Origin of the sequence: Saccharothrix sp. (assembly GCF_031180885.1) — a bacterium.
In the GTDB taxonomy this organism is placed as follows: Bacteria; Actinomycetota; Actinomycetes; order Mycobacteriales; family Pseudonocardiaceae; genus Actinosynnema.
In genome coordinates this window covers 47,128-58,354 of sequence record NZ_JAPSLK010000053.1, presented here as the reverse complement: position 1 = coordinate 58,354, position 11,227 = coordinate 47,128, and the positions used below count along the sequence as shown (strand labels likewise).

At 72.2% G+C, this 11,227-nt stretch carries 11 protein-coding genes; all 11 read right to left on the bottom strand.

Annotated features, from left to right (window positions below; genetic code table 11):
• Positions 1-198: 198 nt before the first annotated feature.
• Positions 199-1,512: a salicylate synthase gene (locus RIN75_RS35625; protein WP_309116495.1), complete on the bottom strand. Its 1,314-nt coding sequence runs from the start codon at positions 1,510-1,512 to the stop codon at positions 199-201.
• Positions 1,513-1,908: 396 nt separating this feature from the next.
• Positions 1,909-2,073: a hypothetical protein gene (locus RIN75_RS35620; RefSeq protein WP_309116494.1), complete on the bottom strand. Its 165-nt coding sequence runs from the start codon at positions 2,071-2,073 to the stop codon at positions 1,909-1,911.
• Between the two features lie 106 nt (positions 2,074-2,179).
• The gene (locus tag RIN75_RS35615) at positions 2,180-2,395 is read right to left on the bottom strand and encodes a helix-turn-helix transcriptional regulator (RefSeq protein ID WP_309116493.1); all 216 of its coding nucleotides are present in this window, start codon (positions 2,393-2,395) and stop codon (positions 2,180-2,182) included.
• A gap of 5 nt (positions 2,396-2,400) precedes the next feature.
• A complete protein-coding gene (locus tag RIN75_RS35610; protein ID WP_309116492.1) occupies positions 2,401-3,411 on the bottom strand; it encodes a sugar phosphate isomerase/epimerase family protein in 1,011 nt (336 codons plus the stop codon).
• Positions 3,408-4,772: an alkaline phosphatase family protein gene (locus RIN75_RS35605; protein WP_309116491.1), complete on the bottom strand. Its 1,365-nt coding sequence runs from the start codon at positions 4,770-4,772 to the stop codon at positions 3,408-3,410. The genes RIN75_RS35610 and RIN75_RS35605 overlap by 4 nt, the downstream gene beginning before the upstream one ends.
• Positions 4,769-5,842, bottom strand: coding sequence for a metabolite traffic protein EboE (eboE, locus tag RIN75_RS35600; protein WP_309116490.1), 1,074 nt, complete (start codon positions 5,840-5,842; stop codon positions 4,769-4,771). Before eboE ends, RIN75_RS35605 begins: the two co-directional genes overlap by 4 nt.
• A complete protein-coding gene (locus RIN75_RS35595; RefSeq protein WP_309116489.1) occupies positions 5,839-6,693 on the bottom strand; it encodes a TatD family hydrolase in 855 nt (284 codons plus the stop codon). Before RIN75_RS35595 ends, eboE begins: the two co-directional genes overlap by 4 nt.
• Complete coding sequence (locus RIN75_RS35590) at positions 6,693-8,006, bottom strand: EboA domain-containing protein (protein WP_309116488.1); 1,314 nt, start codon at positions 8,004-8,006, stop codon at positions 6,693-6,695. The genes RIN75_RS35595 and RIN75_RS35590 overlap by 1 nt, the downstream gene beginning before the upstream one ends.
• Positions 8,003-8,782, bottom strand: a complete 780-nt coding sequence (locus RIN75_RS35585) for an SCO3242 family prenyltransferase (protein ID WP_309116487.1) — start codon at positions 8,780-8,782, stop codon at positions 8,003-8,005. Before RIN75_RS35585 ends, RIN75_RS35590 begins: the two co-directional genes overlap by 4 nt.
• Positions 8,779-9,939: an inositol-3-phosphate synthase gene (locus RIN75_RS35580; RefSeq protein WP_309116486.1), complete on the bottom strand. Its 1,161-nt coding sequence runs from the start codon at positions 9,937-9,939 to the stop codon at positions 8,779-8,781. Before RIN75_RS35580 ends, RIN75_RS35585 begins: the two co-directional genes overlap by 4 nt.
• A 70-nt stretch (positions 9,940-10,009) precedes the next feature.
• On the bottom strand, positions 10,010-11,203 hold the full coding sequence (locus RIN75_RS35575) for an ABC transporter substrate-binding protein (RefSeq protein ID WP_309116485.1): 1,194 nt from the start codon (positions 11,201-11,203) through the stop codon (positions 10,010-10,012).
• Positions 11,204-11,227 lie beyond the last annotated feature (24 nt).

Below are 11,227 nucleotides of genomic sequence, written 5' to 3'. Positions count from 1 at the left end.
GCCAACCACGCTGCGGGCCGGGTTCCGCAAAAACTTTTGCTCGTACCTCGCAAAACTTTTTGACTCCACCCGACCCGCAGCGTGGTAGCCCTTCGGGCAGGCCATACGGTGGGGGAACCGAAGCCCCGCCTGTGGCTGATAGCCAGCCCGCCGCGCGGAGCGCGGCGAAAAGCCGCGATGGTGGGGTGGGACGGAGGGCTAGGCCTTCACGACGAACGGGGCCACCGAGGACAGCTTCTCGCAGGTCTCCTCGAACTCGCGCTCCGGTGTCGAGTCCGCCACGATGCCCGCGCCCGCGCGCAGCCACGCCCGGTCGGAGTCCTGGTAAACCGCGCGCAGCACCAAGGCCGCGTCCAGCGAGCCGTCGTGGCCGACGGTGACGACCGCGCCCGAGTACAGGCCCCGGGCCTCGTCCATGCGGGAGATCGCGTCCAGGGACTCGCGCTTCGGGATGCCGGACGCGGTCACCGCCGGGAACACCGCCTCCAGCGCGTCCCACGCCGTGCGGCCCGCGGCCAGGTCGCCGTTGACCAGGGACGCGAGGTGCTGCACGCTGCCCCGCTCCTTGATGCCCATGAAATCCCCGACCCGCACCGACTCCGGCGCGCAGATCCGCCTCAGCTCCTCCTGCGCGGTCCGCACGGACACCGCGTGCTCGAAGACCTCCTTGGGGTTGGTCTCCAGCTCGGTGCGCGCCGCCGCGTCGACCTCCGCGCCCCGGCCGAACGCGCGGGTGCCGGCCAGCGGCTGGGTCACGACCCGGCCCTCGGCGTCCACCGACACGATGATCTCCGGGCTGAACCCGGCCGCCTCCAGACCGTCCAGGCGCAGCACGAACGACCGCGCCGGGGTGTTGCCGCGCCGGCCCAGCTCGTAGGTCGCCACGATGTCCACCGGGAACGGGATGCGCACCGACCGGGACAGGATCACCTTCTGGTACTGCCCCTGCCGGATCTCCTTCACCGCCTGCGCCACCCGCTCGCGGTAGCTGGCGCCGTCCGACCGGATGTCCACCGGCTCGGCCGCCGGCACACCCGCGCCGAACCCCCCGCCGAGCACCTCGCGCACCCGGTCCAGCTCACGCGCGTCGACCCCGCGGACCACCGCCCGGCCGTCGCCCAGGGTCACCTCGGTGCGCGGCACGATCAGCCGCACGATCTCCCCCACCGGCGCGTCCGCACCGCGCAGCGCCAGCCCCGGGACCAGCCCGGAGAACGCGAAGTCCACCCGCCCGTAGGCGCGCCACCCCTGCACCGGCAGCCCCGCGAGCGCGTCCCCCAACGCCTGCCCGGGCGACCCCGTCCAGGCGCGTTCGACCTGGTCACCGGCGTGGGAGACGCGCACGTGCCCGGCGTCCAGCGTCACCGTCGCCAACGCGCCACCCGCGAACGTCCACGCTCCCCCGCGCTCGTACACCACGTAGTCGTCGAACCCGGCCCGCGCCAGCCGCCCCACCAGCTCCAGCGGATCAGCCGACCCCGTCGCGATCTCTTCCAGGGCGTACTCGGTCACACCAAACTCCTCGGTCTCGGCGCCGGTCCACGGCAGGGCAAACCAAGGCCACCCTAACCTAAGTTAGGCCACCCTGGGTTGCCCTGTTCGGCCCGAACCCCGGCCGGATGGATCACACTTGACGCGCGCGAGTGCCACCGCCATCGGCGGTCCACAGTGGACCGGGCCGGACCGGCGGTGTCGAGGAGGAAGGCTCGAGGTAGTCGCGTTCGATGCGCGCGGCTGCGCGGTCGGCAGCGGGGCATGAGAGAAGGTGCGGGCGGGTCCCCGCGAGGCGTGAGGGTGCGCCGACGCCAGGTCCCTGATCGCCACCACGGCGATCCGTGGTCGACCTGGTGCGTCGGCGCACCTTCCGACGTCGACCGGGGCGCGGCGACTGCCCGCCCCGGGAACCCGTCAGGCGGGCGTCGTGCCGCTCGCCGAACTCCGGCGCGCGTCGTCGCCGTGCGCGGACTCCGAGGTCGAGCCCGCGGGGGACGTCGTGGGCTGTGCGGTCCAGTCCGCGGCCAGCCGGGTGCGGCGGGGGTTGGCGACGGTGCGTCGCGCGTCCAGCTCGTGCATCATGATCCTTTCAACCGAATGGCGCATCCTTTCATTACCTGCCGCCGATACCGGTCAAACGGAGAGATACGTCACTCGACGAAACGCGTACGCCTGCGCCGAACGGCTACAGCCACCGGTGGCCGGCGGCGCACACGCCGAGTTGGAAGCGCGACCGCACCCCCAGCAACGTCTGCAAGCGGGCGATCTTGCGGTGCACGGTGCGGGTGCTCACGCCCAGTTCGCGGGCGATGGCGCGGTCGGTGGCGCCGGTGGCCAGCAGGGCCATCAGCCGCAGGGTCTCGGCGGTGGGTTCCGGTCCCACCTCCACCACCTCGGGCATCGGGATCAACCGTCCTCGCGGCGGGCGAACGCGGCGTCGAAGGCCGCTGCCGGCGGGTCGAACAGCAGTCCCCGGATGAACCGCACCGCCTCCTCCGCGCCGCGCAAGCGGTCCATGCCGGCGTCCTCCCACTCCACCGAGATCGGGCCCCGGTAGCCGATCGCGTTCAGCGCCCGGAAGCACTCCTCCCACGGCACGTCGCCGTGACCCGTCGACACGAAGTCCCACCCGCGGCGCGGGTGCGCCCACGGCAGGTGCGACCCCAGCCGCCCGTTGCGGCCGTCGAAGCGCTTCTTGGTGTCCTTGCAGTCCACGTGGTAGATCCGGTCGGCGAAGTCCAGGATGAACCCGACCGGGTCCAGGTCCTGCCACACGAAGTGCGACGGGTCCCAGTTCAGTCCGAACGCCGGCCGGTTGCCCACCGCGTCCATCGCCCGCCGGGTCGTCCAGAAGTCGTAGGCGATCTCCGACGGGTGCACCTCGTGCGCGAACCGCACCCCGACCTCGTCGAACACGTCCAGGATCGGGTTCCACCGCCGCGCGAAGTCCGCGTACCCCTCCTCGATGACCTCTTCCGGGACCGGCGGGAACATCGCCACGTACTTCCAGATCTTCGACCCGGTGAACCCGACGACCGTGTCCACGCCGAGCTTGGCCGCCGCCCGCGCGGTGTCCGCCATCTCCTCGGCGGCCCGCTTCCGCACCCCCTCGGGCTCGCCGTCGCCCCAGATCCGCGCGGGCAGGATGGCCTGGTGGCGGAAGTCGATCGGGTCGTCGCACACCGCCTGCCCGACCAGGTGGTTGGAGATGGCGAACGCCTTCAGGCCGTGGCGGTCGAGCTGGGCGAGCTTCGCCTCGACGTACCCGTCGTCGGCCACCGCCCGGTCGACCTCGAAGTGGTCGCCGGAACACGCGATCTCCACCCCGTCGTACCCCCACCCGGCGGCGAGCTCGCACACCTCGTCGAACGGCAGGTCCGCCCACTGCCCGGTGAACAACGTGATCGGCCGGCTCATCGCTGCGACTCCTTCACAGGCATCCCTTGCAGTTCCAGCAGAAGGTCACGCACCTCGACCGCCTCCACGCGGTCGCGGTCCAACGGCTCCGAGCACAGCAGCACCGGCCCGTCCTCGGCCCGGTCGGGCAGGCGGCCGTGCGTGCCCCGGACGCACGACGGGTCCAGCGGCACCACGTCCATCGCGTACCGCAGCCCCACCTTCTTGCGCACCAGGTTCAACCCCGCGCGGGCCTTGGCGAACCGGTCCGCCGGGTCGAAGAACAGCTCCGCCGGGTCGTAGCCGGGCTTGCGGTGGATGTCCACACCCCGCGCGAAGTCCGGCGCCCGCGCGTCGTCGAGCCAGTAGTAGTAGGTGAACCAGGCGTCCGGCTCGGCCACCGCGACCAGCTCACCGGACCGCTCGTGGTCCAACCCCACCGACGCCTGCGCCTCACGCCCGTGCACCTCGTCCACGCCCGGAAGCTCCGCCACCACCGCACGGGCACGCGGGATGTCGGCCGGGTCCCGGACGTAGACGTGGGCGACCTGGTGGTCGGCCACGGCGAACGCGCGGGACGTCCACGGGTCCAGGTACTCCATGCCCGCCTGGGTGTAGACCTCCAGCAGCCCCGCCCGGCGCAACGCCCGGTTGACGTCCACCGGCCGCCGCGCCTCGGTGATCCCGTACTCCGACAGCACGACGATCGTGGCGTCCAGCCCCAACAGCGGCTTCAACGCCCTGTCCACATCGGACGCCGCCCGACGCGCCTCGGGGGACGACGGCCCGAACCGCTGGAGGTCGTAGTCCAAGTGCGGCACGTAGACCAGCAGCAGGTCCGGACGTTCCTGCGCCCACACCCGCAACGAAGCACCCACGATCCACTCGCTGGACTTCAGCGCCGCCGTCGGGCCCCAGTACTGGAACAGCGGGAACTCCCCCAGCGCCCCGGTCAGCCGGTCGTGCAGCTCGGGCGGCCGGACGTAGCAGTCGGGCGACTTGCGGCCGTCGGCGTGGTAGATCGGGCGCGGGGTCACGGTGATGTCGGTGGACGCGCCCATCGCGTACCACCAGCACACGTTCGCCGCCTTGTACGAAGGCGCGAACCGCCGCGCGGTCTCCCACACCTTCTCACCCTGCACCAGCCGGTTGTGCTGCCGCCACAGGTGGACCTCGCCGAGGTCGCGGAAGTACCACCCGTTGCCGACGATCCCGTGCTGCGCGGGCGTCAACCCGGTCAGGAAGGTCGCCTGCGCGCTGCACGTCACCGCCGGGAGCACGGTCCCGAGCGAGGCCCGACCGGACAGCGCCGAAAGGTTCGGCATGTGCGGCAACAGCGCCGGCGTCAAGCCGACGACATCGATCACCACCAACGGCTTCACACCGCCACCCCCGTCGTCAGGTGCTCATGAGCCCACGCCAGTTCGGCCGCGATGCCCTCGGTCAGGTCGCCCGCGTCCGGCAGGACCGTCCACGTGTAGGTCTCCACCTCGACGTGGACGTCCCCGTCCAGCGCCACCACGGCCGCGACCAGCACGTCCGTCGTGGACCGCAGCGCACCGCCGGGCTCGGCGTGCAGCGGCACGTGGAAGTGCACGCGCCACGGGTGCTCGCCGGGCAGTTCCTCGAACGCCTCGGGCAGGTCGTCGGCCGCCAGCACCCCGTCCGGCGCGTTCTCCCGGACCTGGTGCAGGTACCTCGGTTCGGCGAAGGCCGCCAGCTCCGCCCGGGCCGCGCGCGGGTCCCGCACCTCCAGCGCCGCCGACGCCTGCACCTTCACCACGGGCAGCCCGGACCGCCGGATCAGCTCGACCGTCTCCACCGGGTCGGCGAACGACACCGCGAGGTGGCAGGTGTCCAGGCACAGCCCGATGACCTCGGGGTCCACGCGGCCCGCCAGCCACCCGACCGCGTCGGCCACGGTGTCCAGCACGCACCCCGGCTCGGGCTCGACCGCGAGCCGCACGGGCCGGTCCGAGGACCGCAGGAACGAGGTCAGCTCGGACAACGCGGCCTCCGCGTGGGCGTCGTCCTGTTCGGTCCACGGCTCCCGCCACGCCAGCGGCAACGTCGAAATGCTGCCGTAGGAGGCGCAAGCCGGCATCAGGTCGGCCAGGACGGTCGCGCAGTCCTTGGTGTAGGCCAACCGGCGCGGATCGACCCAGTTCGGCTGGTACACCGCGTGCTTGACCACGGTGTCGTGGAAGTCGCCGTACGGGAAGGCGTTGAGCGTGCTCACCGACAACCCACGGGCGGTCAACTCGTCGCGGAAGCCCCGCCGTGCCACCGGGTCCGCCGCCAGACCCCGGGCCACGGACGCGGGCAACCACAGCCCGAGCGGCAGCACGTCCACGCCTAACCGCGCCCGCACACCAACGGCGTGCCGGTCGAGCTGGTCGAGGATGCCCGCCAGGTCGTGCGCCGGGTGCACGTTGGTGCAGTAGGCGATCACCGCTCACCCCGCAGCACCGAGTTCCCGGTGCCCGCGTGCACGGCACCCACCTCCTCGACGTCGAGCAGCAATCGTCCGCTCTGCCCGTAGAACTCGACCGGATTGCGCCAAAGCACCTTGTCCACATCGGACTCGTCGAACCCGGCCGCCAGCATCGCCAGCCCGGTCTTGTGCGTTTTCAACGGGTCCGAACGACCCCAGTCGGCGGCGGAGTTCACCAGGACCCGGTCGGTGCCGTACTCCTTGAGCAACGCCACCATCCGGTCCTCGTCCATCTTGGTGTCCGGGTAGATGGAGAACCCCATCCAGCACCCGGAGTCCGCGACCGCCTTGATCGTGGTCTCGTTCAGGTGGTCCACCACGACCATCCCGACCGGGACACCGGACTCGCGCACCACGTCCAACGTCCGTTGCGTCCCGGCCTTCTTGTCCCGGTGCGGGGTGTGCACGAGCACGGGCAGTTCGTGCAGCAGCGCCAGTTCGAGCTGGCGGGCGAAGACGTCGTCCTCCTCGGGGGTCATCGAGTCGTAACCGACCTCCCCCACCGCGACGACGCCGTCCTTGACCAGGTAGCGCGGCAGGACGTCCAGCACCTCCACGCACCGGGGATCGTTGGCCTCCTTGGGGTTCAGCGCGATCGTGCAGTGGTGGGCGATGCCGTACTGGGCGGCGCGGAACCGCTCCCAGCCCACCAGCGAGTCGAAGTAGTCCACGAACGACCCCACCGACGTGCGCGGCTGCCCGAGCCAGAACGCCGGTTCCACCACCGCGCGCACACCGGCCGCGTGCATCGCCTCGTAGTCGTCGGTGGTGCGGGAGGTCATGTGGATGTGCGGGTCGAAGATGCGCATCAGACGGCCTTTCGGAGCAGGGCGAGGGCGTCGTCGGGGACCGCGCGGCCGGCGGCTTCGCGTTCGTCGGCGAACGCGGCCACCATCCGCAGCAGCTCTTCGTCGGTGCGCGCGGCCAAGCCCGCCACCACGTCCAGCGGGACACCCATGAACAGGCACTTCAGCACGCCGTGCCGCCACGAGTGCTGATCGAGGTGGTCGCGCGCGAACGGCCCGAGCGCCGCCGCGACCAGCCCGGTCTCGTTGGTCCGCAAGGCGTCCTTGACCAGCTCGACCCCGACCTCGGGCACCCGCGCGCCGACCGGTCCGAGGGCGCGCAGCACCGCCCGCCGCTCCGCCGAGCTGCCGTGCCGGTACAGCGTGGTGAGGGTTCCCGCCAAGTCGCCGGGGTATGCCTCCAGCAATCGCACCCGCAGGTCGTCCTCGCGCGCCCGGTCCACCCGGCCCGCGCCCGCGAACAGGCGTTCCAGCGACGCGGGGTCGGCGCGCACCTCCCGTTCGGCCGCCGCCACCCAGGACGCGGTCCGCAGCGCGGTGAACGACCGCCGGGCCACGTCGGGCGCGGCGTGGCTGTGCCGGGGCAGTTCGACGGCGGCGACCCCGGTGTAGCCGATGTCGGTGAGCGCGCTGAGCGTGGCGGGCAGGTCGAGGTGCCCCTCACCGAACTCCAGGTGCTCGTGCACGCCCGGCAGCATGTCGTCCAACTGCACGTTGACCAGCAGGTCCCCGGCCCGTCGGATGCAGGCCGCCGCGTCCACGGGTTCGACGGCCACGCAGTGCCCGACGTCCAACGTGATCCGCAACGCCTCGGGCTCCCCCAGTTCGGACCGCAGCCGCAGGGCGTCTTCCAGCCGCTCCACGAGCATCCCGGGCTCCGGTTCGAGCCCCAACGGCACCGGCGGCTCGCTGTCCAGCACCGCCGAGACCCCGGCCTTCAACCGGTCCCAGGAGGTCCCGATGCCCGACCAGAACGACACGCAGTCCGACCCCAGGTCGGCGGCGATCTTCAGCGATCGCACCAGGAAGTCCACCCGGACCTCCTGTGACTCGCTGACCAGGGTCGGGTGGTGCTTGCGGTACGGGTCGAGCAGGAAGCGCGCCCCGGTCTCCACCACCGACCGCAACCCCAGCTCCGAAAGCCGCGCCGCGACCCGCTTGGTCTGTGCGGCGACGTCGTCGGCGAACGGGTCGAGGTGGTGGAGGTCGAGGGTGAGCGCCACGGCGGTGTAGCCCAGGTCCGCGATCACCGCCAGGGCGTCGTCCAGGCGGTGGTTGGCGAACCCGTTGGTGCCGTACCCCAGGTGGAACGTCATGTGGGACCCACCTTCCGGCTGAGCCGGCGCGCCAGCGGCAGCACCAGCGGCACGAAGGAAGCGTTGCGGGACAAGGCGGACTGGAGCAGCACCATGCCGTGGATGCCGGCCTTGGTGGCCGCCCGCGCCGAGCCCGCCGACGGGTCGCGGACCGCCGCCCACTGCGCGCTGCCAACCGACGCGGCATACCCCAGCGCGGACGCGGCCCCCATCAGGCCGGGCTTGCGGACGAGAGCCGCCAAGGCCGTCGCCACCGTCCCGGACAGCACGGCTCCGGCGATCCGGGGCGAGGTGCCGTGCACTTCGCCGCGCGAGAGCACGGTGACGCCGAGGGTGTGCGCGGCCATCAACGCGGCGGGCAACACGGCCCGCCCGCCCAGCAACACGTCCAACCCCCGGCACGCGGCCATCGCGAACGGCCCGGCGGCGGTGTCCTTCAGGACCGTGTCGTAGCTCCACACGGCGGCGGCCAGCGGCACGGCGTTGCGCCCCGCCACGGCCGCGAGCCCGACACCGACCGCCGTCAGACCCGCCGCGGTGGCCAGCGCGGCCTCCGGGCTGATCCGGCCGGACGGGATCGGGCGCTCGGGCCGTTCCACCGCGTCCACGTCGCGGTCGGCCCAGTCGTTGAGCGCCATCCCCGCCCAGTACAGCGCGACCGACGCCAGCGGCAGCAGCAACCGGCGGCCCCGCAAGGGTTCCGGCGCGCCGACCAGCGTGTCCCCCAGCACGGTCAACGCCGCCGGCGCCCGCACCAGCTCCAGGTACGCCCTCATCGGCCCAACCCCGCCGCCCACCGGTACAGCTCCTCGGTCTGGGCGGCGAACCGGTGCTCGTCGCTGCCCAGCGGGTCCTTGAAGAAGAACCCCAACGCCCTCAACACCCCGACCTCACCCGCCTTGTGCGCGGCGGCGGTCAGCCGGGCCAGGTCCAGCACCAGCGGCGCGGCCAGCGAGGAGTCCAGGCCGGTCCAGGTGAACTGGAGGCTCATCCGCGCGCCCAGGAACCCCTCGAACGACACGTGGTCCCACGCGGTCTTGACCTCGCCGAGGTCGGGGACGTTGTCGATGTGCAGCGGCGCGGGCACCGGCTCGCCCAGCAGGGCCTCCAGCCCGCGCGCCTTGGACCGCAGCTTGCTGTCCGCGTGCGCCGGGTCCTCCAGGGTGGCGCCGTCCCCGCCGCCGAGCAGGTTCGTGCCCGCCCACGACCGCACGCGCAGCGCCCGCCCGGTGAACATCGGCGCGAGCACCGTCCGCACCAGCGTCTCACCGGTCTTGCCGTCCCGCCCCGCGTAGGGCAGGCCCTCCTGACGGGCCAACGCGTCCAGCGCGGGCAACGCGATCCCGGTGGACGGGGTGAAGTCGACGAACGGGCAGCCCGCGTTCAGCGCCGCGTACGCGGCCAGGGAACTCGGCGGCAGCACCCGTTTCGCCGGGTCGGCCAGCGCTTTCTCCAACGCGCCCAGGTGGTCGTGGGCGGGCACGTGCGGCACGGGCGGTTCGGTCGAGGACACGTTCACCACGACCACCCGGGCCAGGCCGTGCCGGTCGCGGAACGCGGTGATGTCCGAGGCCAGCCGCCGGGCGGCGTCGGCCTGCGGACCGTCGTGGGTGGCCGGGTGGTAGCCGTCGCGGACCTCCGCGTCGACCTCGCGCAGGCCCTCCCGCACCGCGCCGAGCACGTGGTGCGGCAGCACCCCGCCCTGCGCGAGCAGTTCGGCCCGCTTGTCCAGCGGGGTCTGGGCCACGTCGTGCCCGCCGACCACGAGGTCCGCCCAGCCGGGCAGCGGCAGACCCGCCAGCTCCGGCCGTTCGGTCACGCAGCCGGTCGCGGGCACCAGCCCCGCGCGCAGGGCCAGCAGTCCGCTGACCGCGGTGGTCGCGACGGAGCCGCGCGCGCCGATCAGCCACAGTCCGGTGGGTTCGTCCGCCATTGGTCGTCCCTCTCGGCAGGGTGTGGGGTACCGCGGGCGGGCCGGGGTCGCGCGGCCCGCCCGCGGTGGTCTACTTCCAGGGCTGCGGGTAGCCCGGCATCTGGTCGCAGCCGCACATCGCGTAGTGCAGCGGCGGCATCTCGTCCTTGATGTAGTTCTGCAGGGTCTCCTGCGTGACCTTCGGCTGCGGCAGCACCCACTCCTGCGGCACCTGTTTGCCCTGGAGGATGCGCAGCGCGGCGATGACCGGGGTGCGCCACTGGTAGGTGGGGTAGGTCGGGGCCACCGCGGTCAGCTTCTCCTTGGCCCACATGCGCAGGAAGTCCTGCTGGTCCTCGCCCACGATCGCGGGCAGCGCCGTGCCCGCGTCCTGGAAGGCCTCGACGGCGGCCACGGCGGTCGCGCCCGCGTCCATCCAGACGCCGTCGATCTTGCCCTCGCGCTGGATGTAGTCGTTGACGATGGACTTGGTCTTGGCCGCGTCACCGTCGGTGAACTCCACGCCCACGACCTTCAGGCCGCTGCCCGCGAAGATCTCGTTGGCCGCCGCCCACCGCTGCTCCAGCACGTCCACGCCGGGCAGGATGCGCAGCGCCAGCACCTTGCCGCCGGAGGGCACCTTCTCCTTCAGGAACTCCGCGCCGTCCGCGCCGAACGCGAACCCGCCGATCGGGTGGATGAACGTGACCGGGCAGTTCGTCTTCACACCGCGGTCGAACACGATCACCGGCACACCGGTCTTGCACGCCGCCTCCACCGCCGGCGTGAGCGTCGCGGTGGTGTTCGGCGAGACGATCAGGGCCGAGCAGCCCTGCGAGGCGAAGGACTGGATGTCGCTGATCTGCTTGTCGTCCTTGGCCTCCGCGTCCAGCGTGGAGAACTTCGTGATCTCCGGGTGCAGCTTCACCTCCTCCTGCATGGTCTTCCAGCCGACCTGCCGCCACGGGTTGTCCACCGAGGCGTTGGAGAAGCACAGGTGGTACCCGCCGCCGGGCTTGGCGTACTTGGCGGTGTCCACCATCTTGGGGTCCAGCGCCTGCTGCCACGGCTTGAACTGCGAGTTGTCGCCGTCCAGGTCCACCGCCTTGGCGGAGCGGAACTTCAACTGCCGCTCGTACTCGGCCTGGTCGAAGAACTCCGACTTCGCCGCGTTCTGCTTGGACGTCGTGCTCGTGCCGGCGCTGCCGGAGTCCGGCAGGTCGCTCGAACACCCGGCCAACGCGAGCGCGCCCGCGAAGGCCACTACGGCCAACTTCCTGTTCATCGTGCTACTCCTCGGCTTCATTGG

Bases quoted from the DNA above. Each gene is read 5' to 3' on its own strand.
- RIN75_RS35620 (WP_309116494.1), bottom strand. From the start codon at position 2,073: ATGCACGAGCTGGACGCGCGACGCACCGTCGCCAACCCCCGCCGCACC.
- RIN75_RS35615 (WP_309116493.1), bottom strand. From the start codon at position 2,395: ATGCCCGAGGTGGTGGAGGTGGGACCGGAACCCACCGCCGAGACCCTG.
- RIN75_RS35610 (WP_309116492.1), bottom strand. From the start codon at position 3,411: ATGAGCCGGCCGATCACGTTGTTCACCGGGCAGTGGGCGGACCTGCCG.
- RIN75_RS35595 (WP_309116489.1), bottom strand. From the start codon at position 6,693: ATGCGCATCTTCGACCCGCACATCCACATGACCTCCCGCACCACCGAC.
- RIN75_RS35590 (WP_309116488.1), bottom strand. From the start codon at position 8,006: ATGACGTTCCACCTGGGGTACGGCACCAACGGGTTCGCCAACCACCGC.
- RIN75_RS35585 (WP_309116487.1), bottom strand. From the start codon at position 8,782: ATGAGGGCGTACCTGGAGCTGGTGCGGGCGCCGGCGGCGTTGACCGTG.
- RIN75_RS35580 (WP_309116486.1), bottom strand. From the start codon at position 9,939: ATGGCGGACGAACCCACCGGACTGTGGCTGATCGGCGCGCGCGGCTCC.
- RIN75_RS35575 (WP_309116485.1), bottom strand. From the start codon at position 11,203: ATGAACAGGAAGTTGGCCGTAGTGGCCTTCGCGGGCGCGCTCGCGTTG.